The sequence below is a fragment of the Halonotius roseus genome (genome assembly GCF_006861655.1).
Classification (GTDB): Archaea; Halobacteriota; Halobacteria; order Halobacteriales; family Haloferacaceae; genus Halonotius; species Halonotius roseus.
This window is the reverse complement of sequence record NZ_SESI01000004.1, coordinates 1-23,118: the sequence shown is the minus strand read 5'-3', so window position 1 is coordinate 23,118 and position 23,118 is coordinate 1. Positions and strand designations below refer to the sequence as shown.

The following is a 23,118-nucleotide window of genomic DNA, read 5'->3' as shown; positions in this document are numbered from 1 at the left end:
CCATGAGTACGGACACCAACACGACAGCGGAGACGACAGCGGAACAGGCAAGCGAATCGAGCGACGATGCCGGCGGCTGTACGGCGAAATCCAGCGACAGCTCGTCGAAACAGCAGTCCGTCGATGAGAAGGTCGGATCGACCGTCGACGATTTCGACGCCGAGCCGGGCCAACTGACGGCGGTTGGTCTTGGCCCCGGTCATCCCGAGGGCATGACCCAGCGCGCTCGTGCCGCGCTGCTGGAGGCCGAACACATCGTCGGCTACACAACCTACATCGAGTTGCTGCCCGACGAAATCACCGAGGAAGCAGAGGAACTCTACGATACACCGATGTGCGGCGAGGTCTCCCGCACGGAGGAGGCCATCGACCGCGCGCTCGCTGGCAACGACGTGGCGATCATCGGCAGCGGCGATCCCAACGTGTATGCCCTCTCGGGGCTCGCCCTCGAAATCCTCGAATCGAAGGGTGCGACCGCTTCGATGGTCGATTACGAGGTCGTCCCAGGCGTCCCCGCCGCGCAGTCCTGTTCCGCGCTGCTGGGCGCGCCCCTAGTCAACGACACGGTGTCGATCTCCCTGTCCGATCACCTCGTCCCGATGCCGGAGATCGAATCCCGGCTGCACTCAGCCGCCGGCGAGAGCTTCACCATCGTCATCTACAACCCCTGGAGCCGGAAGCGACGCGAGAACTTCGAGAAGGCCTGCGAGATCCTGCTCGCCCACCGCGCCCCCGATACGCCGGTCGGCATCGTCCACGGCGCGGGCCGCGAGGACGAAGAGGTCATGATCACGACGCTCGACCAACTCGAAGAACTCGGCGAGGAGGAGATCATCAACATGACGACGACGATCCTCGTCGGCAACGAGGAGACATACGTCTGGGACGACCGGATGGTCACCCCGCGCGGCTACGAAACCAAGTACGACTACTAACATGACAACCTACGAAGTAACTCTGAAAAAACAGCTCTGCGACGGCATCTTCGCCTGTCTCACCCGCGATCCCCGGTTCGTCGAGGACGACGACGGCCTGGCTACGATTGACCCCGACGGCGATCCGGTCTACGACGGCGACGGCGAGGTTCGAGAGGAAAACGGTGACGTGGTCGCCACCTTCGACGACGACCGCATCGAGGAGGCCCGGCAGGCTGCGGCGGCCTGTCCGACCAACGCCATCGTCGTCGAGGAGGTCGACGGATGAGCGTTGCCGTCCCCGACGACCTGCTGGCAGGCCACCCCGCGACGGCCTACTTCTGGGGCCGCGTCGCTGGCAACGGCGAGATCGAGAACGACCGCCTCACCGTGACGACCAACGACGAGGCGGCCGCCGAAGCGCTCAGCGAGATCGTCGGCAGCGAGATCGACCACGACCAGACGACCCGCGACTACGCTCACAACACCGACATCAGCAAAACGGAAGACGAGTACACGGTCGAAGTCACGAGCGACGACCTCTTCGGGATGAGCGGCGCGCTCGGCCTCCCGGTCGATGGCCGCGGGAACTACCGTTTTGGTGCATTTGCGGACTACCGCCGCGACCTGCTGCGCGGCATCTTGGAGGGCTGCGGAACGATCTGCTTCAAATCCTCCAGCGGCACCGTCGGCGTCTCGTTCGTCCACGACGACGCCGCACTGCTCGAACTCGTCCAGGATCTCATCGACGACGCGCCGGTTGACGCACCGTACGGCGACCTTTCGGACACTTCCTCGGGCGGCTACTGGTTCGGCATCGACGACGACGCAGCCGCCGACTTCGGGATGTGGCTCTACGAGACGGAGGATACGGGCCTGTTCGCGCCGAGTCGCCGCCGCAAGCTGGTACAGAGTCTCGATCAGGCAACCGATGTCGAGTTCGACCGCTCACAGTTCGAAGCATGAGCCAACTCCACGACACCATCGAGAGCGTCGACAACGAGGCCGTCCTGCTGGTCGGCCACGGCTCCCGCCGCGAGAAGTCCAACGAGCAGGTTCGGGAGTTGGCGGCGATGCTCGAAGACCGCCTGGAGATCCCAGTTGATGCGGCGTTCCTCGAACTCGCCGAGCCAGCCATCGAGGACGGCATCGAGGGCCTGGCGGGCGCGGTCGATTCGGTCACGGTCGTCCAACTCTCGCTGTTTGCGGCCAGTCACGTCAAAAACGACGTGCCGCTGGCCGTCCAGCGCGCCCGCTCGACGCATGAAGTAGAAATCAACAACGGCGCGCATCTCGGGATTCACCCCGCCATCGTCGATCTGCTCGACGATCGCGCGGCCGCAGTCGAGGCGGAACTCGGCGTCGACCGCGAGGAGGACGATATCGCGGTCGTCGTCTGCGGCCGCGGCTCCAGCGATCCCGACGCCAACGCCGACCTGCACAAGCTCTCGCGGCTGCTCCACGAGGGCCGGGCGTTCAGCACTGTCGAAGCCTCGTTCATCGGCATCACGGAGCCGACGCTGGACGACTCCCTGTCGACACTCGCCAAACAGCGACCCGACGCCGTCGTCGTCGTCCCGTACATGCTCGGCGACGGCGTGCTGACCGGCCGAATTCGGGAGTGGACTGACGAGTTCGACGACGAGTACCCCTACGTCGACGCCCTCGCTGGCGACCCCCTTGGCACCGACTCGCGGCTGCTGGACGTGCTCGGCGACCGCTGGCAGGAGGCCCGGACGGATAGTGTCGAAATGTCCTGTGACACCTGCAAGTACAAGGTCGATCTCACCGGCTACGAGGAAGACACCGGCGGCGCGCGAGCGATGCTGCGCGCGCTGACCCATCAGGAGACACACGCCGACCGCAGCGACATCGACGATGAGCCACACACCCACGACGCCCCCGCCAAACACGTCGCCGTCTGTACCAACCAATCCTGTGCAGCCAACGGCGCGCCGGCCGTCCTCGAACGCTTGCGGCAAGCAGCCCGCGACTCCGAGCAGTGCGACGCCCGGATCACCCGTACCTCGTGTCTCAACCGCTGTGACGAGGGGCCGATGGTCGCCGTCTACCCCGAAAACGTCTGGTACGGCGGCGTCGAAGCCGACGACGCCGAACGCATCGTCTCCTCGCATCTCGACCGCGAACGCATCGTCAGCGATCTGGTCGATCAGACGCTGTAGCGGTTGGCGGCGACAGTTACGGCGGGAAGCCGGCTACCGCGGCAGCACTCGTTCTGGTTCGTCGTTAACGACGATGAGCGTCGGTTCCGAGCGCGTCACCCCACAGCTCTCGGCGCGCTCAATCGGGATCGGTTCACCCGGTGCGGTCACGTTCTCCGGCAGTGCAACCGACACGTAGATTTCGGCCGTCGTCTCCTCGCTTCGACCCAGTCGGTCGGGGAGTTGGTAGCTCCGCGGCTCGTAGTAGAACCCCACGCCATCGACGCGGTCGGTCTCGACACCGGCGAGACAACCATCCAGCGACGGCGGCTCGACGGCGCGGGTAAACAGCGTCGGGTTCTCGATACTGAGTGTGCCGACCCGCTGTTCGTTGAAGACGACGGTTCCGTCCCCGGTCGCGGTGGTCTCTTCGGGCACGAGCTCGTCGTCGAGGTCAGTGGTGTACTCGACCTCGCCGATGCTGTCGGCACCGACCAACAGAACGCCGACGGCGGCGAGCCCGAGGAGTGCGATTCGCGCCGTGCGGCGATCGATCGTGAGTCGGTTTTCCTGAAGGGCGTAGCCGAGCCCGACGAACAGCCCTGCCGACGCCGCCAGCAGGACGAAGACGGTCACCGGGTCGGGTCGGTACCGCGAGACGACGTAGCCGAGAAAGACCACGTACGCCACCCCCGAGACCGCGAAGGCGATGGTATCGAGTGGTGGGCGGTCGACGGCGATTCCGGCGATCAAAAACACCACGAACGTCACCAGCAGCAACGCGGCCGTGACGGTGATCGAGAGATCGAAGGCGACGCTGCTGGCGAAAAACGCCAGCGTGCCGAGCGCGAAGGCGACGCCAAGCACGTAGAGGAGAGTCTCGCTGTCGAGTGAGGGGGCCATTGTGAGAACCACATCGGGCTTCCAGTCGATCCGGCATATGTCTTGTTGCGACCCAAACGCCGACCAAACACTGGATTTAATCACCCGCTTGCCCCACTAACGCCTATGAGTTGTTACGAACTCGAAGCACTTCGACTCGGACTGATGAACGTGCTGGGCACCGAGGATCCCGCCGCCCGAGAACACGCCGAACAGGAGCTGGAAGGTGAGCTTGCGGGCCCGATCGAAGCCCTCGCGGAGGCCGAGTCGTTGGCCGCGATCGAACGCCATCTCGACGCCGCGCTCGTCGATCTCGAAGAGGAGGTCGCCGAAACGCCGAGCGACGACCCCGAGTACGACTACCTCCGCGGCCGACTCGTCGCCGTCCGCGACGCCGAGCGCGCGGTACACCGCATCACCGCCCAGGGAAACAGTGTGCTCGCAGGGCTCGGCGAGGCCCACGACGTGCTCCACGAGACGTTCCCGATCGAGGACTGATCGCCGGCTTGGTGGCCGTGTTGTGATCGCGGGACGACGACCTAACCGATCGTTCGTGATAGTCCGCCTGAACCGTCGGTAACAGTCGTCACACGGGTGGTGTGTCACACAAGATCACTCGGAAAACAGAGAGGTCACCAGAGCACTTTTAGGATAGTTCACTGATTGTAGAAACGATGATCCCTGGTGCTGATTCCGCGATTACGCGCAACGAAAAGTCCCTAATTTTGGCCTACGATCACGGCCTAGAACACGGGCCAGTTGACTTCGAACCGAACCCCACGACAGCCGACCCGGATCGGGTGTTCGAGATCGGCACCCACGATGCGGTCACCGCGGTCGCCGTCCAGAAGGGGATCGCCGAGGGCTACTACCCCTCCTATGAGGACGACGTAACCCTCCTCGCCAAGCTCAACGGCACCTCAAACCTCTGGATGGGTGAGCCCAACTCGGCGGTCAACTGGACGGTCGAAAACGCCGCCGAAGTCGGTGCCGACGCCATCGGCTTCACCGTCTACGGCGGCTCCAACCACGAGATCGAGATGGTCGAGGAGTTCCGCGACGCCCAGGAGGCCGCCCGCGACCACGACCTCGGTGTCGTCATGTGGTCGTACCCCCGCGGCCAGGGGCTCAAAAACGCAACAACCCCCTCAACGATCGCCTACTCGACGCGACTGGGGCTCGAACTCGGCGCGGATATCACGAAGGTGAAATACCCCGGCTCGCCGGAAGCGATGGCGCATGCGGTTACACAGGCCGCCGATTCGAAGGTCGTGATGAGCGGCGGCTCGAAGACAGACGACCAGGATTTCCTGACGACCGTTCGCAACGCAATGGACGCCGGTGCCAACGGGCTGGCGGTCGGGCGAAACGTCTTCCAGCGGGATAACCCCGAACAGATCCTCGATGGGCTCGAAGCCGTCATCTTCGAGGACGCCAGCGTTGCCGACGCGCTCGACGTGATGGACGTTGAACCGACCAACCCCGAGGCACTCTAATGCCGGCTGACACCAGCGACTACGAGGCCGAACTCGACGCGATCTTCGAGACCCTGGCCGAGCTTGCTCCCGAGATCCGCGCCTCACTACCGGGCCGGCGCGTCAAAAGCGACGAGGTCAACCCCAGCGGCGAAACGCGCTTGGAGGCCGATGCTTACGCCGACGAACTCATCGAGGAGGCCCTCGGCGACATCGACGGCGTCGGCACCTACGCCAGCGAGGAGCAGGCCGAGCCGATCGATGTGGGAAGCGGCGATGTGTCGATCGCCTGCGACCCCCTCGATGGCTCCTCGAACATCAAACCCAACAGCCCGATGGGGACGATCATCGCGGTCTACGAGGGCGACCTGCCGGCCGGCGGCGACCGCCTGCTTGCCTCCGGGTTCGTCCTCTTCGGCCCGATCCTCACGATGACCGTCGCCCGCGACGGACAGGTCACCGAGGCCAACGTCGGCGACGGCGAGATCGACGTGATCGACGACGACGTGACACTCCCCGAGGAGCCGACCGTCTACGGGATGGGCGGCCGGGTGCCCGACTGGACGCCGGGCTTTTCGGCGTTCATCCGGGCGATCGAACAGGAGTACAAGCTGCGCTACGGCGGCGCGATGGTCGCCGACGTGAACCAGGTGATCACCTACGGCGGGATCTTCTCGTATCCCGCGCTCAAATCGGCCGAAAACGGAAAACTCCGCCTGCAGTTCGAGGGGATCCCGATCGCCTACATCATCGAATCCGCCGGCGGCGCGTCCTCCGACGGAACGCAGTCGATCCTCGATGTCGACCCCGAGAAGTTCCACCAGCGCGTGCCGGTGCATCTCGGCAACGACGAGATGATCGACCGGCTTGAAGCGACGCTGGCGGCCCACGACTGATCTCGGCACGCCACCCCGATTGTGGGGTGCGTTTCGACATCAGCATCGTTTTTATGCTATAGACTCAGAAACTTGTATGACGGTTGCCGCCGCCACAGCGTGGGTTGAGTCCGTGTTGGTCGACGGCGTCTCGACCGAGATCCGGATCACGGCGAGCGTGCTGATCGCTGTCAGCGCGCTGGTGGTCGCCGGCCTGCTCGTCCCACGGGTTGCGACCCGAACCCGGCTGTTTGTCAGGGGGTGGACGCAGGGACGGTTCGGCGAGTCGGCCAGCGAGACCTTCGAGCGGGTGGATGCGGTCGCACCGATCGGCGTGCTTGTGACGATCCTCGTCCGACTCGTCCAGCTGCTCGTGCTTTCGGCGGCGGCGTTCGTGGTGCTCGTTATCTGGGGTCAGATAGCGACCGCGCTTCGGCTGATCGGGATCAGCCAACTCGCGTTGCCGGCGGTCGGGCGGGTTGTCTCGACGGGCCTCGTCTTGCTTGCGGCGTTTGTCGTCAACGACTTCATTCGGGATGTTGTCAGGGAGTACACCGCCAACACGAAGCGCGTCACGGCCCACCAAGAGCAGATCCTGACCCGTGTCCTCCAGGTCGCGTTGATACTGGTCGCTATTGTCGCGGTGTTTTCCATCTGGGGGATCAATATCGGCAGCCTGTTGGTCGGCGCGGGCTTCCTCGGGATCGTCATCGGGCTGGCGGCCCGCCAGACGCTCGGCTCGCTTTTGGCGGGGTTCGTCCTCATGTTCTCTCGGCCATTCGAGATCGGTGACTGGGTCGAAATCGGCGATCAGGAGGGGATCGTCACCAAGATCACGATCATGAACACGATCATGCGGAACTTCGACGGCGAGCATATCATCATCCCAAATGATAATGTCAACAACCGGCCGATCACCAACCGGAGCCGCGACGGCAAGCTTCGCATCCACCTCGAAGTCGGGGTCGATTACGACGACGATCCCGAACACGCCAAGGAGGTCGCCCGGGAGGCCGTCGAAGGCGTGAAGATGGTCGAAAACAACCCCAAGCCACAGGTCTTCCCCGTCGCCTTCGGCGGGTCAGCGGTGACGCTGGATATCCGGTTTTGGATCGCGCCGCCGACGCCGCAACGCCGCTGGCATGCGACGGCGGGCGTCGTCGAGTCGGTCAAAGAGCGGTTCGCCACCGAATCGATCTCGATCCCGTTCCCGCAGCGAACGGTCAGCAGCCGTGATGTCTCCGAGCCGGAGACGGTGACACAGCCGACGACAGTCGACGACAGTGAGGAGTGACACGGCCGACGACAGTCGACGACAGCGGGGAGTAAGCCGATCACATTCAAATCCGATACCCGCTGAAATCAGTCAGTAGACGCGTCAAACGACGATATTAGATGCGGTAAACCCAAATCCTCAAGTTTCGACTACCCCTCCGTCCGGTATGAACCGCGAGGACGCCAGACGCCGATTTCGCCGTGCCTCGTGGGTCAACGTCGTCGCCAACCTCGTCAAGATCATCGCCGAGGGCGCGGTGGGGATCGCCTTCGGCTCGGTTGCCCTCGTCGCCGACGCGGCCCACTCAGTGGCCGACCTCGTCGCCAGCGTCGTCGTCCTCGTGTGGGGATCGAGCAGCTTCGAGGACGCCGACGCCACCCACCCACACGGTCACGCGCGGATCGAACCGCTGACAGCGATGTTCGTCGGCGCGGTGATCGTCGTCCTCGGCGGCTACCTTCTCTACGAATCTGTTCGCGGCCTGTTTGCCGGCTCCGACATCGAGTTTAGCTACTACCTGCTCGCCGCGTTAGCGTTTGCGGTCGTCGACATGTACGTCGCCTACTGGTATACGATGCGGATGAACGTCGGCCTCGATTCAACCGCGCTGACGGCGTTGGCAAAGGACTGTCTCAACGACATTTACACGACCGTCGCCGCCGTCGTCGGTGTCATCGGCGTCCGGCTGGGGTTCCCGGTTCTCGATCCACTCGCCGGCGCGGTTGTGAGCCTGCTGGTCGTCTACCAGGGTGTCGCTATCGGCCGGGAGAACCTCGGCTACCTCGTCGGCGCGGCCCCGACAGCCGATCAACGCGAGGCCGTCGAGGACGTGCTGGCCGCCCACGACGACGTTGCTGGCTACCACGATCTGGCTGTTTTCTACGATGGCACTGTCATCGAGGTCGAAGTCCATGTCGAGGTCGACGGCGAGCTGACGATCCGGGAGGCCCACGATATCGAATCCGAGCTCGTCGATCAGCTCACCGCTCTCGACGAGGTGGGTGATGCACACATCCATCTCGATCCGGCCGGCCTCGGCGAGTGGAAGGACGCTGCGGCCGACCCCGCTACCAACTGAGACTCGCCAGTCGTCTGCGGCGACCGCGGGGTGCCGAGGGACAGCGATTTACCCCCGGCTGTCGAACGATAGCTGTGCAGATCGTTGGCTACGATACGGCCGAGGGCGGCCTCCTGCTGAGCGGTGCCGACGGTACTGCCGACGCCGTGGGCGACGACACCGACACCGCCGCCAGCGACGCCGACAACGAAATTACCTACCGATCGCTCGATCCTGGCACCGAACTCGACTACAGCCTCAACGACCGCCACTGCGCCGGGACGATCCACGACGACAGCCACATCGCCTGCGAAAACCCGACCGCACCGTACTGCCCCGACCACGACGGAACGTGGGTCTGTGCGCGCTGTACCGGCACCTGTCTGAAGGATGAGATGGACTGCTATGACGATCACGCGATCTATCTCGCGGCGTTCGCACCGGCGACGTTCAAAGTTGGCGTCACTCGCGAGTGGCGGCTGGAAACCCGCCTCCACGAGCAGGGTGCCGATCGGGCGGCCCACATCGCCACCGTTTCCAACGGCCGGATCGCCCGCGAGCGCGAAGCCGAGATCGCCCGCGAGATCCCGGATCGCGTGCGCGTGCCGACCAAGCGCGCCGGACTCGGCCGCGCGGTCGATACCGCGGCGTGGGACGACCTGCTGGCCGATTTCGACCCCATTGAGCGGTTTGACTTCGATTACGGCCTCGATCTCGACAGCCAGCCGGTCGCCGAAACCGTCGCGGCAGGCACCGTTCGCGGCACGAAAGGCCGGCTGTTGATCGTCGACCGCGGCGGCTCGACGTATGCCGTCGACATGCGCGAGTTGGTCGGCTACGACGTGACCGAAGGCAGGAGCAGCCGGGAACTGCAGTCGAGTCTCGGCTCGTTCGAGTGAGCGTGGGTCGCTCAGACCGGCAGTTCAGCATCGCCAGCGGCCGTTGACGCGCTTATCGTCACGTCGAACTCGATAGTCTCGTAGGGAACGAACGGTGCCTTCGACTGTCCTGCGTGTCGGAATTTGACGATCCCGGTATCGGCCAATAGCTCGACATCGTCGTGAACGACCGAATAGCTCCGGTCTAACCGCTCGGCCAACGCGGTGATACTGTCGGCGGGCTCGTCCAGCAGCGATTGCAGGAGTTCGAGCCGTCGGTCGGTCAGGAGTTTGCGGAGCCCTGCCGCTGTCTCGAAGGAGACGACAGCGGCGTCTGTCGCGCTCGGATCGTCAGCAACTTCATCGAGGGCGGCGTCGAACGCCGCGGAGCCGGACTGGATCGTGATGCGAAGCGTCTCCGGGTAGCGTGTCGCCTCGGGTGGGGGTGTCGTGTGGTTATCGTTGCTCATTGAGTCGGTGTACCTCCCGGCGGAAGCGAGCGAGGTGAGTTTCGAGATCGGTGAACTCGATGCCTGTGACCTCGCCGTTGTGGTGGCGGTGGTGGGGGCCGACAGCACTGTCGTGGGCGTTGTCGTACCGCAGGATCGCCTCGTTGTCGCCCGGGTTGTAGTACTGAAACCGGTAGGCGTAGCCGCCCGGTGCCGTCGAATCCTCGACGACGAACAGCTCAACCCGTGTTCCGGCGTCGCCGTCGAACTCGAAGTTCCGTTCGATGACGACAGCACCGTCGACCATGCGATCCGTCGTACTATCATCTATCACCCGATAGAACATAAATTAACGGGCCGAACCAGCAGTCGCTCACGACGACAGATCGAATGCTGCTCAGGATAGCGACGACCGAGCGAAGCGACCGCTACCGCAGAATTCGGCTACAGGAGCCACAGAGGTTCTCTTCTTTTACGTCGACCTCACGGACAGTCGGCGAGAAGCTCATCACGCATTTGCTGTTGTCACAGTGTTCCAGCCCGAGGGTGTGGCCGATCTCGTGGACGACCTCCTTGCGGACGCGGTCGGAGAAGACCTCATCTTCGGGTTTCGAGGAGATCCCACCGTCCGAGGAGGTGCGGAGGCGGTGTGTCGAGATCACTGACCCGTTGCCATTGAGATAGGCGAGCCCGAAGACGTAGTTGCGGCGGCGGTAGTAGAGATCGTTGGCGGTGATCCCGATGTTTTTGTCGCCGGCACCGACGCGGCTGACGAGCTCGATGAAATCCTCGGCCCGGTACTGGTTCCGGGTTTGGTCGAACGCGCCGTCGGGGATCGACTGGCTGTCCTGCACCGTCACCTCACAGTCGTAGACGGATCGCAGCACAGCCGACGACTCGCGCTTGACGTGGGCGGGTACGTCCCCGATCGGCACGATGTCGGCATGCATGAACCTTCCTACGGCGAGCCGGTTCTTAAATTTCACGACGATGGTGGAATCATCATACGGTTGTCTGACGACGGCTGTCACCGGGGACGCTCCTGGTCGGCCGAGCTGCCGATTGCCGCCCCGTCTCGGTACGCTTTTTGTACCGGCCGGTCAGGGTCGTTTCAATGAGCCTTGCTGTCGTTCTCGACATCGACGGCGTGTTGGTCGACGTTGCCGACTCCTACCGGCGGGCGGTCATCGAATCCGTTCGGCGGGTCTACGGCGAGACGCTCGACCGCACGGCGATCCAGCCGTTCAAAGACGCCGGCGGCTTCAACAACGACTGGCTGGTCACCGACGCCATCGCGCTCTACGTCCTCGCCCGCGAGCAGGGGTTCGAGCAGGATGTAGCGACGTTCACCGATCGGATCGCCGAACGGGGTGGCGGCCGCGCGGGTGCGAAAGCCGTCCTCGAAGCCGAACTCTCGGCCGCCGATTACGAGACCGTCATCGACGCCTTTGATCCCGACCGCCTGCGAACCGTCTTTCAGGGGCTCTATCTCGGTAGCGACCTCTTTGCCGAACTCGAAGGCGACGAACCACCCTTCGAGGCCGAGGGCTACATCCACGACGAACCAGTGCTCGTCGATAGCGACACGCTGGCGACGCTGACCGACCGCTACGCGGTCGGCGTCGTTACCGGCCGACCCGCCGCGGAGGCGACAATCGCCCTCGATCGCGTCGGCCTCGCGGTCGACGACAACCACCGGTTTACGATGGACAACTGGGAGCAGGGTAAACCCCACCCCTACGCGTTGCTGACGCTGGCTGAGCGGTTCGACGCCGACCGAGTCGTGTTCGTCGGCGACACGCTAGACGACGTGCGAACCGCGGTCAACGCGGCCGACGAGGACGAGAGCCGCGAGTATGAGGGCATCGGCGTCCTCACCGGCGGCTTAACGGGCGAGACGGGCCGGGAGGCCTTCGACGAAGCTGGTGCGGCTGCCGTCCTCGAGTCGGTCAACGAGCTGCCGGCGTTTCTGGAGACGTTCGAGTAATCGTGGTACCGGGGCGGCTCGCCGGTCACGTAACGCTTTACCCCAAACAACCCCGACGACGCCTATGCGAATCACACTCCTCGGCGGCACCGGTGAGATCGGCGAAGGGCTGGCCCTCCGGTGGGGTCACGACAGCGACCACGACATCGTGATCGGCTCCCGCGACCCCGAAAAGGCCCGCGAGGCGGCCGACGACTACGAGACCGAGCTCGCCGACCGCGGTGTCGACGCCAAGGTCACCGGGTTCGAAAACACGATGGCCGCCGACCGCGCCGACGTGGTCGTGCTGGCGGTTCCGCCCTACCACGTCGCCGACACAGTCGAGGCCGTTTCCGACAACCTCGCCGAGGGCGACATCCTCGTCTCGCCGGCAACGGGCATGCAGCGCGACGAGGACGGGTTCCACTACCACCCGCCGGATGCCGGCAGCGTCACCGCCATCGCGGCCGACGCCGCGCCCGAGGGGATCCCGGTCGTCGGCGCGTTCCACAACCTCGCCGCGGGCCGGCTGGCCGACCTTGATTCGAGCCTCGGCATCGACACGCTCGTCGTCGCCGACGATGAGAGTGCCAAAGCCACCGTCAGCAGCCTCGCCGAGGATATCGACGGCCTCCGCGCGCTCGACGCCGGCGGGATCGCCAACGCGGCCGAGATCGAGTCGGTGACGCCGCTTCTCATCAACGTCGCCATGAACAACGACGGCCTCCACGATCTGGGCGTTCGCTTCGATTGACGCTGGGGTTCAACTCGACTGATCAGGGCTCGCGCTCGTCGGCGTCGATCCCGTTGCGTTCTTTATCAGGCAGTTTGATCGCGCGGAGCGACGTGGCTTCCGCGTCGTCGATGGTGGTTCTGTCGGCAGGATTCTCGGTGAGCTCGGGGCTCGTCGCTTGCTCGTCGTTGTCGGTGATCCACCCTCGGAGTCGGTCGAGCAAGCCCATCAGGAGTATATCGCTGTCGAGTGGCGACCCGAAAAAAGACTGTGACAGCCGAAAGCGACGGATATAGAACGTGGTCGGTCGATACCGAAGGCGTGAACGCAGATTCCGACAGCCGGCCGGCGGTCGCCGAGCGCGCCGCGACCGCAGGAGCCGACCTCGCCGTCGACTCGTTCCGAACGGGGATCGCCGCCGAAACCAAGACGAGCAACACTGACCTTGTTACGGAGGCCGACCGCAACGCCCAGGCCCGCGTGATCGAGGTGATCGAATCAGCGTATCCCGACGAACCGATCGTCGGCGAGGAGGACGGCGCGTTGAAATCGGTGCCCGAGGAGGGGCCGGCGTGGATCGTCGATCCGATCGACGGCACCACCAACTTCGTCAACGACATCCGCGTGTGGGGCACCGCCGTCGCCGCCGTCGAGGACGGCGAACCTGTCGGCGCGGCCGTGGTGTTGCCCGCCCTCGGCGACAGCTACACCGCCGACCGCGAGGCAGCCTACCTCAACGGGAACGAGATCAGCGTCAGCGAGACGAGTGATCCCGAGACGGCAACGATCGCGCCGCTGATGCTGTGGGGACGAGATAGCCGCGACGAGTACGCGGCGGCGACACGGGAGCTGGTCACCCGCTATGACGATCTCCGACGGTTCGGCTCCGCGCAGGCGACGCTCTCGCTGATCGCCGCCGGCTCGCTGGATGGCGGCTTTACGAACCTCGTTTCCCACCCCTGGGATAGCGTCGCAGGCGTCCACTTCGTCCGGCAGGCCGGCGGCCGGGTTACTGACCGCCACAGCGACCGGTGGCGACACGATTCCGAGGGCCTCGTTGTCTCGAACGGCGAGCTCCATGAGTCGCTGCTGGCGGCGACCCGTGAGATCGACGCCGAGCGGTAGGGCACCGCCCGCAGCCGATCGGTAGCCGCATCGCCCCCCACGGCTGGTCGGTTATGAGAGACAGCCACCAGAGACCGGAACCCTCAACTCAGTCTCGGCCGGAACCACCGGTATGGCCGGTCTCTCCGCCCGCGTCGATGCCGACCCCGAGCGGCTGTGGCTCGGCGTGACCGCCGCACTGACGACCCTCCTCGTTGTCGGCTCACTGCTCGCCCGTGAGTTGGTCTACGACCGCTTCATCTGGCAGTATTTCTGGGGGCCGGTCGCCGCCGACGGCAACGGCGCGCAGTGTGCGGTCATCCGCGCGGGCGACGTGTCGTATCTCTTCTCGGCTGGCGAATGTACGTCCGCCGAGGTCGCGGGCGAGATCGTCGCCTACCCGGGGTACACACTCGTCTCGGAGGTGGGCTACGTCCTCATCCTGTTGCTCGCGCTCATCGGCGTCTATCTCCTCCTTCGCCGCCTTGAGATCGGCGACAGCCGATCGCTGTTCTACGCGTTGTTCCCGTTCATGTTGTTTGGCGGCGCGCTCCGCACCGTTGAAGACGCCGGGATCGCCGCGCTTGGGGCGGGAGGCGAGCCGCTGATCGCCTTCCCGGTGAGCGCGCTCATCATCAGCCCGTTCATCTACGTGACGGTGTTTGCGGTGACGCTTGCGGCCGTCGGCGTCGGCGTCGCCCTCGAACGCCGGGGCGTCGTCGACGCCTACGAGTATCCGGTTGCCGCCATCGGAACGCTGCTTCTCGGCGCAAGCGTCGGCTATCTCACCTATCTCGCGGCGACGACATCGTACGTTATCCTCCAGATACAGGTGCTCGCGGCGGTGGCGGTCGGCGCGACGCTGTCGGCGGCGGCGACGTGGCTACTCATCGAACGGGTCGCGCCGGCGATCAACGACGGCACCGGCTTCATGGGCCTGGTGTTGCTGTGGGGTCATTCGGTCGACGGCGTCGCCAACGTCGTTGGCCTCGACTGGATGCCGGCTCTCGGCGCGGGCCCGAATCTCGTCCCGAAACATCCGGTGAACGCGGCCGTTGTCGACATCACCGGTGCGGTGCTGCCGGCGTCTGTGCTGGCGGTCACCGGCGACACGTGGCCGTTTCTGCTGCTCAAGCTGGCGGCAGCAACCTTTGTCATTTGGGTGTTCGAACCCGACCTGCTTGAGGAGTCACCGCGGTACTCGATCCTGCTGTTGATCGCGGTGTTGGCGGTCGGGCTCGGCCCCGGAACACGGGACGTGTTGCGGGCGACCTTCGGCGTGTAGTCACATCTTCAGTTCTCGATGAGCGATCGGATCTTTTCAGAATAGCTGCCAAAGGCCGCATCCCCGCGTGATCGCGGGCGATCAAGGTCAACAGAGACGATCTCGCGGATCTGTCCAGGATCTCTCCCCATCACGACAACGCGATCAGCAAGAGTGACGGCCTCCTCGACATCATGCGTGACAAACAGGATCGTTTTCCCAGTTTCCTGCCAGATATCCAGGAGTTCAGCCTGCAACCGCTCGCGGGTTTGGGCATCGACCGCACCGAACGGCTCGTCCATGAGGAGCAGCGCTGGATCGATCGCCAACGCCCGCGCCAGAGCGACGCGTTGTTTCATCCCACCAGAGAGCGATTTGGGATAGCTATCCTCGAAGCCCGCAAGGCCGACAAGATCAACCAATTGTTGGACACGTTGGTCGCGGTCGGTGCCGTCGAGACCGACCGCCTTCTCTAACCCAAAGGCGATGTTTCCCCGAACGGTTCGCCACGGGAAGAGGTGGTACTCCTGGAAGACGATGCCCATGTTCGGGGTTGGTTCGGTGACCACCGAGCCATTGAGCGTGACCTCACCGCGGGTAGCCGGTTCGAGGCCGGCCAGAATGCGGAACAGGGTTGTCTTTCCACACCCAGAGGGGCCAACGATACAGACGAGTTCACCCGAGTCGACCTGAAAGTTGACATCGGCCAACGCTTGGACGGTGCCCTGTTCGCTGGCATACTGTTTGCTGACGCCGCTGACCTGTACCGACGAGCCACCGCCATCGCTCATCGCCATACTAACACCCGCCGTTGGACGGCGCGGTAGGCCGTATCAACAAGGAGAAACATCACGCTCAACACGAGGATGTAGGTGATAACGACATCAACCTGGAGATTGTTTGAGGCCCGAAGGATCCGCCGCCCGATCCCGGGGACGCCGAAGATCTCGGCGGCGACAACGAGCATCCAACACCGGCCGATCCCGGTGCGAATCCCGGTCATGATCTCCGGGGATGCCGCCGGGATGACAACCGTTTTGATGAGTGCAAGATCGCTGTCGACACCGAGGCTGCGGGCCACATCAAGCAGATCATCGGAAACACCCTCAACACCGCCGTAGCTCGCGTAGAAATTGATCCAAAACGCGCCGATAGCGATAATGAAGGCGGCTCCGGCGTGGTTGATCCCGAACCAGGCGATCGCAAAGCCGATCAACGCCAGCGGTGGTACCGGCCGGAGGGTTCGGACGACCGGCGAAGAGATGTCATCAAGCAGTGAGCTCCAGCCGAGTGCGACGCCCGCGGCGACGCCGAGTGTGGTGCCAATGATCGTCCCGGGAATCCAGTGTTGGATGCTTTGGCCAAGGGCGATGAGAACCTCACCGCTGGCAAACTCTGCGACAGCTGCCTCAGCAACAACCGCAGGCGATGGCAACACGTAGGCTGGCTGGAACAGTGCCGCAAGCCACCACACCCCAATGAATCCTGCGAGGCCGACGGTTCCCAACCCTGCCCGGCGGCGATCGATACCAAGTACCGGCAGTTCGCCGTCGTTCGTCGTCGGCGCGTGCTCCTGTTGAACGTCAGTGGCCATTACAGATTGTCGTAGACGCTGTAGTCGAAGATCTGATCGAGCGTGAGCTGTTCATCGGTTTGGTCGTTGTCGGCGGCGAACTCGGCAAAGATCTCGGTGCCAGCCTCGATCTCGCGTGGATCGGTGACGAAGTTCGCCAGCGGCCCGGCAAGTGCCTGTTGAGCCTGTTCGGCCGGCATCCCAATTCCGGATTCCACGATCTCGGCGGTCGCCGATGGGTTCTCATCAATAAACGCCGTCGCCCGAACGTGTTGATTGAGGAACTCTGTGGCGACCGGCGACTCCCGTACCGAATCGGTCATCAGCGTCACCGCGGCCGGCTGACCGGGCATAATCTCCGCTGAGGTGCGGAATGTCTCATAGGAGAGATCTTCCTCAGCGACCCGGGAGGGAACCGGCTCCATGATCGACGCGCCGTCGATCTCGTCGTTGGCGATCGCCTGGAAGACCGCATTGGCACCGTTTATTTCCGTGATTGTTACGTCGGCTTCCGGATCAACACCCTCCTGTTGGAGCCAGTAGCGAAGCAACACATCCGGCACCGATCCCTGCGGGAAGGTGCCGAACGTGAACTGCTCGCCGTTTTCGTCGGCCCAGACATCGAACGCATCGCTGCCGTGCTCCTCCCAGAGGGGCGCGAACTCATCGTGTGTCAAGATCGCCATCGGCTCTTTGATGTTGGCGGCTGTCACCTGCGCGTTGATGCCGCGATCGATGGTAATCATCGCGGGGACAACCCCAAACATCGCAATGTCGATCCCGCCGCCGCCCATGGCCTGGACGATATCAGGGCCGTTGCTGAACTCTTGGTTCTCGATGGTGGCGTCGATCTCCGCGAGATATCCCTCTGACTCCATGACATAGTACTGGAGATCGGGAAAGATCGGCATATGCGCGACAGTCACGGTGTCATCGCTGCCGCCGCCGAGACAGCCAGCGACGCCAAGGGAAACTGCTGATCCAACACCGGCAAGATACGCTCGTCGAGAAGAGTCCGTCTGCGGTATCATTACCCGCTGTTACAGCGGCAGGCGTATATCCCAGCCGATGGCGGTAAGCGTCAGGGGTATCGTTGATCAGCGATCAGATCCAGTACGAACCGCTATCGCTATCTCTCGCTGTGTTTACCCGATCACACCATGTAGGAGGCGTCATATGTACACGCAATATTTGTTTCTTCTGTCCACTTGACAAGGAAAACGATGCAGCCGACGCCGACCGTCCTCGAAGCCAGTTGTTGACTCACCCGCGATTAGCGAGTACAACACAGCTCCATCCGAGGGCGCGCCCCCAGATGTGGGCGACAAGCCTGGATAGCGTGAGAGTCGAGAGTATCGCTGACAGATGCACCAGCAACAGCCATACCGGTATGATGAATCAAGCAGCCACCAACCGCAACACCATCCCCAGCACGGCCGAGTGCCGTGCGGTGTGGTCAGTGGACGAATGCTGTCAGGGGAGCCACTATATCAGGAAGATGTTCTGACCGACTGACGCACAACCTCCGCCGACGGCCGCCTTTATGAGGCGTTTATGTACCACTTTTATATTGGTTCGTGTTCTATCGGTCGCACGTACTACTGACACATGGTCGATCCGACAGAAACTATCGAAATCCAAAACGTCGTTGCCTCGACAGGGATCGGTCAGGAACTCGATCTCGAAGCACTTGCGACCGACATCCCGGGGGCGGACTTCAACCCCGACAACTTCCCCGGGTTGGTCTACCGCACCCAGGAGCCGAAAGCCGCCGCGTTGATCTTCCGATCCGGGAAGATCGTCTGTACCGGCGCGGCCAGCACCGATGAGGTGCACGGCGCGCTCGATATCGTTTTCGAGAAGCTCCGCGGCCTCGGCATCCCGGTCGGTGATGATCCCGAGATCACCGTCCAAAACATCGTCTCCAGCGCGGATCTCGGCGACAGTCTCAACCTCAACGCCCTCGCTATCGGGCTGGGGCTGGAGGACGTTGAGTACGAGCCCGAGCAGTTCCCCGGGCTCGTCTACCGGATGGACGACCCCGAGGTCGTCATCCTGCTGTTCGGCAGCGGGAAGATCGTCATCACCGGCGGCAAAAAGCCCGAAGACGCGACAGCCGGCGTCGAAAACATGACCGAGCGGATCGCCGAACTCGGGCTGTCGGGCTGATCACGGCGAGGGGGTTGGCATCTCCGTCTCTGAGCACTGTTCGTCCTCCCACGCGCGCCGGTCGGCGATCGCCCTGGCGACGCGGTCGGTTGGCACGTAGAGGTTCGTCCGGTCGTCCTTTTGTTGCTTGGTCAGATACCCCTGCTCAACGAGGGCGTTAAGGTTCGGATACAGCTGGCCGGGATTGATCGTCGTCTCCCGGTAGGCTTCGAGATCGGCCTTGATCCCGAGCCCGTAGGGTTCGTCCATCCCGTTGATCACAAACAGGAGATCGCGTTGGAACGCACTGAGTTCTTTCATCACCACTCACTCCGTTGTCAACAGCAACGCCGTGTCGACGGCGTGGTAGCATTTCATCTCACACCCTTTTTCGGAGTAGACGTTGTCGCAGACCCGGACGAGACCGGCATCGGCGAGCTTCGTGAGGTGGTAGCTGGCGTTCTGCACCGAGGTGTCGACGCGGTCGGCGATCTCCGAGGCTGTCAGCGGTTCCGTGCGGACACTCAAGAGGATCTCCCGGGCGGTGTCGGAGTGGATCGCCGCCAACACATCGCCGAAGTCGGCGTCATCGAAGCGCACAACACGCGTGTCGGTATCGGACGCTGGCGTCGGCTCAGGTCGTTTCGAGAGGGCGTGCATCAGCAGGCACCTCCGCGGAGCGATCGATCGATCCTGGCGGGCTGTTGGAGTCGGTAATGCATGGGGACGCTATCGGATTCTTTCCACTGATGGTATATAAATCGCCCACGTGGATTTCACAGTGAGAAACGCGTGTAGGGCAGCAGCGATATGTGACAAAAACCATTCACGACCGTCCGCGTCGATCAGGATCAGACAACGAGCCTTCGAACGAGTACGTTTATGCACGCATCCGAACAACGGGTAGCCAATGGTGCGTGACCCGTCACAACGGGACGATGCTCCTACTAGCGAGGAGGTTCTCAACGCACTCGGCGACGAACCTACCAGAGCGATTATCACCGAACTCTCAGAACCAATGACGGCAAACGAACTCTCAGATGCGTGTGATATCCCCCTGTCGACGATGTATCGCAAGCTCGACCACCTGACCGACGCCAACCTGCTGACGGAGTCGACAGAGATCCGCCGGAGCGGCCAGCATGCAACGCTGTACGCTCGCGGCTTCACTCAGCTCACCGTCACCGTCGACGACGACGAACAGCTGGTCGTCACCGTCGAGCGACCGGCGGGCGAACAGACCGCCGACCGCCGGCTCGAAGAGCTGTGGACACAGATGCGGGAGGAGACCTAATGCACCTCGAAACGGTCATCATCGGCGTGATGGCCGCGATCTTCGTGTTGGGGAGTGCGATCACCTACTTCGCGTTCAAAGCCTACCGACGGACGGGTGATCCCTCGCTGCGCGGGCTGATGATCGGCTTTGGGTTTGTCACCCTCGGCGCGCTGTTCGGCGGCATCGCCCACCAACTGCTTGAGGTCGGCCTCGACGTTGGGATCGTCATCAACGCCGTGTTGACGGCGATCGGGTTCGGCGTGATCACCTACTCCCTGTTTATCGAGTAGCGGGTTGATTCGGCTGCCGGGGGATCGCCCATCGATCCGATGATTCAAACGATCGGCTCGATGACAGCCGGTATGGCGACCGACAACCCCCCTGAAGCGATCGTTGGCGACAAACTCACCACCCGCGGCGAGACAGTTGCGGTGGCCGAATCGCTGACCGGCGGGCTGGTCTGTTCACGGCTAACTGACATCTCTGGCGCGAGTGAGTATGTCGACCGCGGCGTTGTCACCTACTCCAACAGCTCAAAACAGACGGCTCTTGGCGTCTCCCGGGAGGCACTCGACGCCAACGGCGCGGTCAGCGAGGCTGTCGCCGCCGAGATGGCCCAGGGGATGCGAGATACCGCCGGAACAACATGGGCGGTCTCGACGACCGGGATCGCCGGGCCGACCGGCGGCACCGACGAAAAGCCGGTCGGCCTCGTCTACATCGGTGTCGCCTACGCCGCTCCGTGGGGCAGCGAGGACTCCTTCGTGCGGGTCGATCGCCACGTCTTCGACGGCGATCGCGCGGCCGTGAAACAGAAAAGCGCGACCCACGCGCTTTCGGCACTATCGGCGGCGATCGACGACGCCAGCACCTGAGCCGGCTCAGTTGGTCGAGACGATCTCGACGACATCGCGGTGGGCGAGGTCGTGATCCGCGCCGACCTGTCGCTCCGTTCGGCAGTCGATCCCGTGGAGCAGGCCGTCGCCGATATCAGAGTGGAGGAAGTACGCGAAGTCCTCGGTCGTTGCGTCGTCGGGCAGGACGAAACAGTCCCGGAAGACACCCTTCTCGTCGTCGCTCCCGTTGGCAGTACCGGGGAAGACGGCGATACAGCCTAAGACATCAAAGAGGGCGGTCTCGATGGCCTGTTGGACGCCGGTGCCGCCGTAGTCGGCGATAAACTCTCGTATCTGTTCGAGGCCAGCCGCCTGTTCGGGTGAGGGGTCGCCGACGATCTCGAAGTCGTCATCACCGGGCGTGTAGTCGATCACGTCGTTGTCGTCGGCCTTTTTGAGGGCTCCTTCGGCGTGGGCACTCGCCGGAACGAAGGTGAGGTGGTCGTAGTCGGGGTCGTCGGTGATCTCGTCCCAGTTGGCCTGGGCCTCAGGGGTGTCCATCTTATTGGCCGCGATCAGCATTGGCTTCGTGCGCTTGCGGATCTCGCGGGCGAGGGCCTCGCGGTCGTCGGCGTCCCACGTGTTGGTGTCGAGTTCGAGGCCAAGCGAGAGGATGAGCTGTTTGATCTCGTCTTTGTTTGTTTTGAACGCGCTCATCTGTTCGGCGAGGTCGACCTCGATCTTTGCGTCCGCGCCCTCGTACGTCGTCTCGTGGCTCTCGATGCCCTTTTCGAGAATATCGAGATACCACATGTCGAGTTCGGTTTCGAGGAAATCGATGTCCTCGCGTGGGTCGTGGCCCTCGGTGGGTTCGCCCTCGCTGTCGGTCGTCCCGGAGAAGTCGACGATGTGGATCAGCGCGTCGGTCTCGTTGAGGTCGGTCAGGAACTGATTGCCGAGGCCGTTGCCCTCGTGGGCACCGGGGATCAGCCCGGCGACATCGACGAGTTTCGTCGGCACGAACCGGGTGCCGTCACGGCAGATGCCGACATTCGGGGTGCAGGTCTCGTCGAACTCCGGGGCCGCACAGTCGACGCGGACGTAGGCCTCGCCGACGCTGGGGTCGATTGTGGTGAAAGGGTAGGCTCCCTCGGGCACGTCGTTCATTGTCGCTGCATTGAAAAAACTGGATTTGCCGACCGATGGTTTCCCCACCAGGCCGATCCGATAGCTCATTGTCCGTGGTGGTCGACCGCCGGACAAAAACCGTTCTACCCATCGACGCGTCGTCGGCTGGTACCGTCTGTCACGGTCGAGAGCCAACCCACAGTCGTTTTGCGATCGCTCGGCGAAGCAGTACGTATGAGCGACGGAAGCGACGACGAGGAAGCTATGGCAGTCGATGCGGACAGCGACGGCGACCGGTTCATCGTCGGGGTTCACGTCACCGAATCGGAACTCAGATTCGTCGTCCACGTGCCAAGCGAGATCGACTCGGGGTGGCGCGATCCCGACGAGTTCCAGCAGTTGGTTGAGGAAATCACCTGGCAGCACCTCGACCAAGAGACAACGCTACAAACGATCGCCACCAACGGCGAGCCCGGCGAAACAGTGACTCTCGGGAGCGTGACGCTGCAGCCCGACGGCACAATCGTCGATCACGAGTTGTCGACGCCGACCGCCGATGAGGAGTCCTGACCACCGATAGAATAATACCCTTGTGAAACGATCACAATCTGTGGCAGCAACATTCGAACTCTACACCGACAACTCGGATCAATGGAGATGGCGACTCGTTCACAACAATGGGAACATCATCGCCGACGGCGGCGAAGGCTACGCGAGCCGACAGAAATGCAAGCAAGGAGTTGAGAGCGTCAAACAGAACGCTCCCGACGCCAACGTTGTTGACGCCGAATAGGTCGACAGCGACACGCCCGCGGTTTTCAGCACACCTCAATCGAACAGCTCGATAGCCGCCGGAACGGTCGTACCGAACGGAGCGGCAGCAAACGCTGCCGCGACTGACAAGGTAACTCGATCACCCGATAGCCATGGCTGTCGCTATGGGATGCGTGGAGTCAGGCGAGTCGGCGTGGTGACTCTTGGAGTGAATGAAGGGTATGAAGTATGAATGGGTGGCGGCGAACCACGACTCCCAGAGGGTCGCCCACTCCAGTACTGCGCGGAACGCTGACGAGCTTAACTACCGTGTTCGGCATGGGTACGGGTGGAACCTCGTCGCTATGG

General features: G+C 63.4%; 31 protein-coding genes and 1 rRNA gene. 20 read left to right on the top strand and 12 right to left on the bottom strand.

What is annotated here, in order from left to right; translation table 11 throughout:
- Positions 1-2: 2 nt before the first annotated feature.
- The 4 genes from cobJ to EWF95_RS12115 are packed head-to-tail and all read left to right on the top strand — an operon-like array spanning position 3 to position 3,097.
- Positions 3-935, top strand: coding sequence for a precorrin-3B C(17)-methyltransferase (cobJ, locus tag EWF95_RS12130; protein WP_142444354.1), 933 nt, complete (start codon positions 3-5; stop codon positions 933-935).
- Position 936: 1 nt separating this feature from the next.
- Positions 937-1,203 (top strand): ferredoxin, encoded by a 267-nt coding sequence (locus EWF95_RS12125; RefSeq protein WP_142444353.1) that lies wholly within the window; start codon positions 937-939, stop codon positions 1,201-1,203.
- Positions 1,200-1,880: a cobalamin biosynthesis protein gene (locus EWF95_RS12120; RefSeq protein WP_142444352.1), complete on the top strand. Its 681-nt coding sequence runs from the start codon at positions 1,200-1,202 to the stop codon at positions 1,878-1,880. The genes EWF95_RS12125 and EWF95_RS12120 overlap by 4 nt, the downstream gene beginning before the upstream one ends.
- The gene (locus EWF95_RS12115; protein ID WP_142444351.1) at positions 1,877-3,097 is read left to right on the top strand and encodes a CbiX/SirB N-terminal domain-containing protein; all 1,221 of its coding nucleotides are present in this window, start codon (positions 1,877-1,879) and stop codon (positions 3,095-3,097) included. The genes EWF95_RS12120 and EWF95_RS12115 overlap by 4 nt, the downstream gene beginning before the upstream one ends.
- Positions 3,098-3,130: 33 nt before the next feature.
- Here EWF95_RS12115 and EWF95_RS12110 read toward each other — a convergent pair whose 3' ends face one another.
- Positions 3,131-3,979 carry a hypothetical protein gene (locus EWF95_RS12110; protein ID WP_142444350.1) on the bottom strand — a complete coding sequence of 283 codons (849 nt, stop codon included), beginning with the start codon at positions 3,977-3,979 and terminating at the stop codon, positions 3,131-3,133.
- 105 nt (positions 3,980-4,084) lie between these two features.
- Here EWF95_RS12110 and EWF95_RS12105 point away from each other — a divergent pair, with 105 nt between their 5' ends.
- The 6 genes from EWF95_RS12105 (at position 4,085) to EWF95_RS12080 (ending at position 9,540) form a co-directional block, all read left to right on the top strand.
- A complete protein-coding gene (locus EWF95_RS12105) occupies positions 4,085-4,456 on the top strand; it encodes a DUF3209 family protein (RefSeq protein WP_142444349.1) in 372 nt (123 codons plus the stop codon).
- A 176-nt stretch (positions 4,457-4,632) separates the two neighbouring features.
- Positions 4,633-5,454: a class I fructose-bisphosphate aldolase gene (locus tag EWF95_RS12100; RefSeq protein ID WP_142444348.1), complete on the top strand. Its 822-nt coding sequence runs from the start codon at positions 4,633-4,635 to the stop codon at positions 5,452-5,454.
- Complete coding sequence (locus EWF95_RS12095) at positions 5,454-6,329, top strand: class 1 fructose-bisphosphatase (protein ID WP_142444347.1); 876 nt, start codon at positions 5,454-5,456, stop codon at positions 6,327-6,329. Before EWF95_RS12100 ends, EWF95_RS12095 begins: the two co-directional genes overlap by 1 nt.
- A 76-nt stretch (positions 6,330-6,405) precedes the next feature.
- The gene (locus EWF95_RS12090) at positions 6,406-7,602 is read left to right on the top strand and encodes a mechanosensitive ion channel family protein (protein WP_142444346.1); all 1,197 of its coding nucleotides are present in this window, start codon (positions 6,406-6,408) and stop codon (positions 7,600-7,602) included.
- Between the two features lie 148 nt (positions 7,603-7,750).
- On the top strand, positions 7,751-8,662 hold the full coding sequence (locus EWF95_RS12085; RefSeq protein ID WP_142444345.1) for a cation diffusion facilitator family transporter: 912 nt from the start codon (positions 7,751-7,753) through the stop codon (positions 8,660-8,662).
- 74 nt (positions 8,663-8,736) lie between these two features.
- On the top strand, positions 8,737-9,540 hold the full coding sequence (locus EWF95_RS12080) for a DUF2797 domain-containing protein (protein WP_142444344.1): 804 nt from the start codon (positions 8,737-8,739) through the stop codon (positions 9,538-9,540).
- 11 nt (positions 9,541-9,551) lie between these two features.
- Here the strand turns inward: EWF95_RS12080 and EWF95_RS12075 are convergent, their stop codons facing one another.
- The 3 genes from EWF95_RS12075 to EWF95_RS12065 all read right to left on the bottom strand — a co-directional run bounded on the left by EWF95_RS12075 (position 9,552) and on the right by EWF95_RS12065 (position 10,918).
- Entirely contained in the window at positions 9,552-9,989 is a 438-nt protein-coding gene (locus tag EWF95_RS12075; protein ID WP_142444343.1) for an HVO_A0114 family putative DNA-binding protein, read from the bottom strand.
- Positions 9,976-10,275: a toxin-antitoxin system TumE family protein gene (locus EWF95_RS12070; RefSeq protein WP_142444342.1), complete on the bottom strand. Its 300-nt coding sequence runs from the start codon at positions 10,273-10,275 to the stop codon at positions 9,976-9,978. The genes EWF95_RS12075 and EWF95_RS12070 overlap by 14 nt, the downstream gene beginning before the upstream one ends.
- A gap of 121 nt (positions 10,276-10,396) precedes the next feature.
- Positions 10,397-10,918: an archaemetzincin family Zn-dependent metalloprotease gene (locus EWF95_RS12065; RefSeq protein ID WP_142444341.1), complete on the bottom strand. Its 522-nt coding sequence runs from the start codon at positions 10,916-10,918 to the stop codon at positions 10,397-10,399.
- A gap of 164 nt (positions 10,919-11,082) precedes the next feature.
- On the opposite strand from EWF95_RS12065, the gene EWF95_RS12060 reads away from it, so the two are divergent.
- Positions 11,083-11,955 (top strand): TIGR01548 family HAD-type hydrolase, encoded by an 873-nt coding sequence (locus EWF95_RS12060; protein WP_142444340.1) that lies wholly within the window; start codon positions 11,083-11,085, stop codon positions 11,953-11,955.
- A 64-nt stretch (positions 11,956-12,019) separates the two neighbouring features.
- On the top strand, positions 12,020-12,688 hold the full coding sequence (gene npdG / locus EWF95_RS12055; RefSeq protein ID WP_142444339.1) for an NADPH-dependent F420 reductase: 669 nt from the start codon (positions 12,020-12,022) through the stop codon (positions 12,686-12,688).
- 22 nt (positions 12,689-12,710) lie between these two features.
- Here the strand turns inward: npdG and EWF95_RS12050 are convergent, their stop codons facing one another.
- Positions 12,711-12,896: a hypothetical protein gene (locus EWF95_RS12050; RefSeq protein WP_142444338.1), complete on the bottom strand. Its 186-nt coding sequence runs from the start codon at positions 12,894-12,896 to the stop codon at positions 12,711-12,713.
- A gap of 92 nt (positions 12,897-12,988) precedes the next feature.
- Here EWF95_RS12050 and EWF95_RS12045 point away from each other — a divergent pair, with 92 nt between their 5' ends.
- Complete coding sequence (locus tag EWF95_RS12045; protein WP_142444337.1) at positions 12,989-13,792, top strand: inositol monophosphatase family protein; 804 nt, start codon at positions 12,989-12,991, stop codon at positions 13,790-13,792.
- Positions 13,793-13,904: 112 nt separating this feature from the next.
- Entirely contained in the window at positions 13,905-15,056 is a 1,152-nt protein-coding gene (locus EWF95_RS12040) for a DUF63 family protein (protein WP_142444336.1), read from the top strand.
- A gap of 8 nt (positions 15,057-15,064) precedes the next feature.
- Here the strand turns inward: EWF95_RS12040 and EWF95_RS12035 are convergent, their stop codons facing one another.
- Genes EWF95_RS12035 through EWF95_RS12025 form a run of 3 tightly spaced genes read right to left on the bottom strand, consistent with a single transcriptional unit; the run spans position 15,065 to position 17,639 of the window.
- Positions 15,065-15,832, bottom strand: a complete 768-nt coding sequence (locus EWF95_RS12035; protein ID WP_142444335.1) for an ABC transporter ATP-binding protein — start codon at positions 15,830-15,832, stop codon at positions 15,065-15,067.
- Entirely contained in the window at positions 15,823-16,629 is an 807-nt protein-coding gene (locus EWF95_RS12030) for an ABC transporter permease (protein ID WP_142444334.1), read from the bottom strand. The genes EWF95_RS12035 and EWF95_RS12030 overlap by 10 nt, the downstream gene beginning before the upstream one ends.
- Positions 16,629-17,639 (bottom strand): ABC transporter substrate-binding protein, encoded by a 1,011-nt coding sequence (locus EWF95_RS12025; protein WP_142444333.1) that lies wholly within the window; start codon positions 17,637-17,639, stop codon positions 16,629-16,631. Before EWF95_RS12025 ends, EWF95_RS12030 begins: the two co-directional genes overlap by 1 nt.
- Positions 17,640-18,216: 577 nt before the next feature.
- On the opposite strand from EWF95_RS12025, the gene EWF95_RS12020 reads away from it, so the two are divergent.
- Complete coding sequence (locus EWF95_RS12020; protein ID WP_021038327.1) at positions 18,217-18,777, top strand: TATA-box-binding protein; 561 nt, start codon at positions 18,217-18,219, stop codon at positions 18,775-18,777.
- Here the strand turns inward: EWF95_RS12020 and EWF95_RS12015 are convergent, their stop codons facing one another.
- Positions 18,778-19,077, bottom strand: a complete 300-nt coding sequence (locus tag EWF95_RS12015; RefSeq protein WP_142444332.1) for a PadR family transcriptional regulator — start codon at positions 19,075-19,077, stop codon at positions 18,778-18,780.
- Between the two features lie 6 nt (positions 19,078-19,083).
- On the bottom strand, positions 19,084-19,416 hold the full coding sequence (locus EWF95_RS12010) for an ArsR/SmtB family transcription factor (protein ID WP_142444331.1): 333 nt from the start codon (positions 19,414-19,416) through the stop codon (positions 19,084-19,086).
- 250 nt (positions 19,417-19,666) lie between these two features.
- Between EWF95_RS12010 and EWF95_RS12005 the strand changes: the two genes are divergently transcribed.
- The 3 genes from EWF95_RS12005 to EWF95_RS11995 all read left to right on the top strand — a co-directional run bounded on the left by EWF95_RS12005 (position 19,667) and on the right by EWF95_RS11995 (position 20,907).
- Positions 19,667-20,050, top strand: a complete 384-nt coding sequence (locus EWF95_RS12005; RefSeq protein WP_142444330.1) for a winged helix-turn-helix domain-containing protein — start codon at positions 19,667-19,669, stop codon at positions 20,048-20,050.
- Positions 20,050-20,322, top strand: coding sequence for a DUF7521 family protein (locus EWF95_RS12000; RefSeq protein WP_142444329.1), 273 nt, complete (start codon positions 20,050-20,052; stop codon positions 20,320-20,322). Before EWF95_RS12005 ends, EWF95_RS12000 begins: the two co-directional genes overlap by 1 nt.
- Positions 20,323-20,394: 72 nt before the next feature.
- On the top strand, positions 20,395-20,907 hold the full coding sequence (locus EWF95_RS11995; RefSeq protein ID WP_142444328.1) for a CinA family protein: 513 nt from the start codon (positions 20,395-20,397) through the stop codon (positions 20,905-20,907).
- 6 nt (positions 20,908-20,913) lie between these two features.
- On the opposite strand, the gene EWF95_RS11990 is transcribed toward EWF95_RS11995, so the two are convergent.
- On the bottom strand, positions 20,914-22,104 hold the full coding sequence (locus EWF95_RS11990; protein WP_142444327.1) for a redox-regulated ATPase YchF: 1,191 nt from the start codon (positions 22,102-22,104) through the stop codon (positions 20,914-20,916).
- 126 nt (positions 22,105-22,230) lie between these two features.
- On the opposite strand from EWF95_RS11990, the gene EWF95_RS11985 reads away from it, so the two are divergent.
- Both EWF95_RS11985 and EWF95_RS11980 read left to right on the top strand, forming a co-directional pair.
- On the top strand, positions 22,231-22,566 hold the full coding sequence (locus tag EWF95_RS11985) for a hypothetical protein (RefSeq protein ID WP_142444326.1): 336 nt from the start codon (positions 22,231-22,233) through the stop codon (positions 22,564-22,566).
- 40 nt (positions 22,567-22,606) lie between these two features.
- Positions 22,607-22,789: an HVO_2922 family protein gene (locus EWF95_RS11980; protein WP_185911784.1), complete on the top strand. Its 183-nt coding sequence runs from the start codon at positions 22,607-22,609 to the stop codon at positions 22,787-22,789.
- A gap of 215 nt (positions 22,790-23,004) precedes the next feature.
- Here the strand turns inward: EWF95_RS11980 and rrf are convergent.
- Positions 23,005-23,118: ribosomal RNA gene (gene rrf, locus EWF95_RS11975) — 5S ribosomal RNA — on the bottom strand; the annotation flags it as partial.

Excerpts from the sequence above, each read along its gene's own strand:
- cobJ (WP_142444354.1), top strand. The coding sequence starts at position 3 with ATGAGTACGGACACCAACACGACAGCGGAGACGACAGCGGAACAGGCA.
- EWF95_RS12125 (WP_142444353.1), top strand. The coding sequence starts at position 937 with ATGACAACCTACGAAGTAACTCTGAAAAAACAGCTCTGCGACGGCATC.
- EWF95_RS12120 (WP_142444352.1), top strand. The coding sequence starts at position 1,200 with ATGAGCGTTGCCGTCCCCGACGACCTGCTGGCAGGCCACCCCGCGACG.
- EWF95_RS12115 (WP_142444351.1), top strand. The coding sequence starts at position 1,877 with ATGAGCCAACTCCACGACACCATCGAGAGCGTCGACAACGAGGCCGTC.
- EWF95_RS12110 (WP_142444350.1), bottom strand. The coding sequence starts at position 3,979 with ATGGCCCCCTCACTCGACAGCGAGACTCTCCTCTACGTGCTTGGCGTC.
- EWF95_RS12105 (WP_142444349.1), top strand. The coding sequence starts at position 4,085 with ATGAGTTGTTACGAACTCGAAGCACTTCGACTCGGACTGATGAACGTG.
- EWF95_RS12100 (WP_142444348.1), top strand. The coding sequence starts at position 4,633 with ATGATCCCTGGTGCTGATTCCGCGATTACGCGCAACGAAAAGTCCCTA.
- EWF95_RS12095 (WP_142444347.1), top strand. The coding sequence starts at position 5,454 with ATGCCGGCTGACACCAGCGACTACGAGGCCGAACTCGACGCGATCTTC.
- EWF95_RS12090 (WP_142444346.1), top strand. The coding sequence starts at position 6,406 with ATGACGGTTGCCGCCGCCACAGCGTGGGTTGAGTCCGTGTTGGTCGAC.
- EWF95_RS12085 (WP_142444345.1), top strand. The coding sequence starts at position 7,751 with ATGAACCGCGAGGACGCCAGACGCCGATTTCGCCGTGCCTCGTGGGTC.
- EWF95_RS12075 (WP_142444343.1), bottom strand. The coding sequence starts at position 9,989 with ATGAGCAACGATAACCACACGACACCCCCACCCGAGGCGACACGCTAC.
- EWF95_RS12070 (WP_142444342.1), bottom strand. The coding sequence starts at position 10,275 with ATGGTCGACGGTGCTGTCGTCATCGAACGGAACTTCGAGTTCGACGGC.
- EWF95_RS12065 (WP_142444341.1), bottom strand. The coding sequence starts at position 10,918 with ATGCATGCCGACATCGTGCCGATCGGGGACGTACCCGCCCACGTCAAG.
- EWF95_RS12060 (WP_142444340.1), top strand. The coding sequence starts at position 11,083 with ATGAGCCTTGCTGTCGTTCTCGACATCGACGGCGTGTTGGTCGACGTT.
- npdG (WP_142444339.1), top strand. The coding sequence starts at position 12,020 with ATGCGAATCACACTCCTCGGCGGCACCGGTGAGATCGGCGAAGGGCTG.
- EWF95_RS12050 (WP_142444338.1), bottom strand. The coding sequence starts at position 12,896 with ATGGGCTTGCTCGACCGACTCCGAGGGTGGATCACCGACAACGACGAG.
- EWF95_RS12040 (WP_142444336.1), top strand. The coding sequence starts at position 13,905 with ATGGCCGGTCTCTCCGCCCGCGTCGATGCCGACCCCGAGCGGCTGTGG.
- EWF95_RS12035 (WP_142444335.1), bottom strand. The coding sequence starts at position 15,832 with ATGGCGATGAGCGATGGCGGTGGCTCGTCGGTACAGGTCAGCGGCGTC.
- EWF95_RS12030 (WP_142444334.1), bottom strand. The coding sequence starts at position 16,629 with ATGGCCACTGACGTTCAACAGGAGCACGCGCCGACGACGAACGACGGC.
- EWF95_RS12025 (WP_142444333.1), bottom strand. The coding sequence starts at position 17,639 with ATGATACCGCAGACGGACTCTTCTCGACGAGCGTATCTTGCCGGTGTT.
- EWF95_RS12020 (WP_021038327.1), top strand. The coding sequence starts at position 18,217 with ATGGTCGATCCGACAGAAACTATCGAAATCCAAAACGTCGTTGCCTCG.
- EWF95_RS12015 (WP_142444332.1), bottom strand. The coding sequence starts at position 19,077 with ATGAAAGAACTCAGTGCGTTCCAACGCGATCTCCTGTTTGTGATCAAC.
- EWF95_RS12010 (WP_142444331.1), bottom strand. The coding sequence starts at position 19,416 with ATGCACGCCCTCTCGAAACGACCTGAGCCGACGCCAGCGTCCGATACC.
- EWF95_RS12005 (WP_142444330.1), top strand. The coding sequence starts at position 19,667 with ATGGTGCGTGACCCGTCACAACGGGACGATGCTCCTACTAGCGAGGAG.
- EWF95_RS12000 (WP_142444329.1), top strand. The coding sequence starts at position 20,050 with ATGCACCTCGAAACGGTCATCATCGGCGTGATGGCCGCGATCTTCGTG.
- EWF95_RS11995 (WP_142444328.1), top strand. The coding sequence starts at position 20,395 with ATGGCGACCGACAACCCCCCTGAAGCGATCGTTGGCGACAAACTCACC.
- EWF95_RS11990 (WP_142444327.1), bottom strand. The coding sequence starts at position 22,104 with ATGAGCTATCGGATCGGCCTGGTGGGGAAACCATCGGTCGGCAAATCC.
- EWF95_RS11985 (WP_142444326.1), top strand. The coding sequence starts at position 22,231 with ATGAGCGACGGAAGCGACGACGAGGAAGCTATGGCAGTCGATGCGGAC.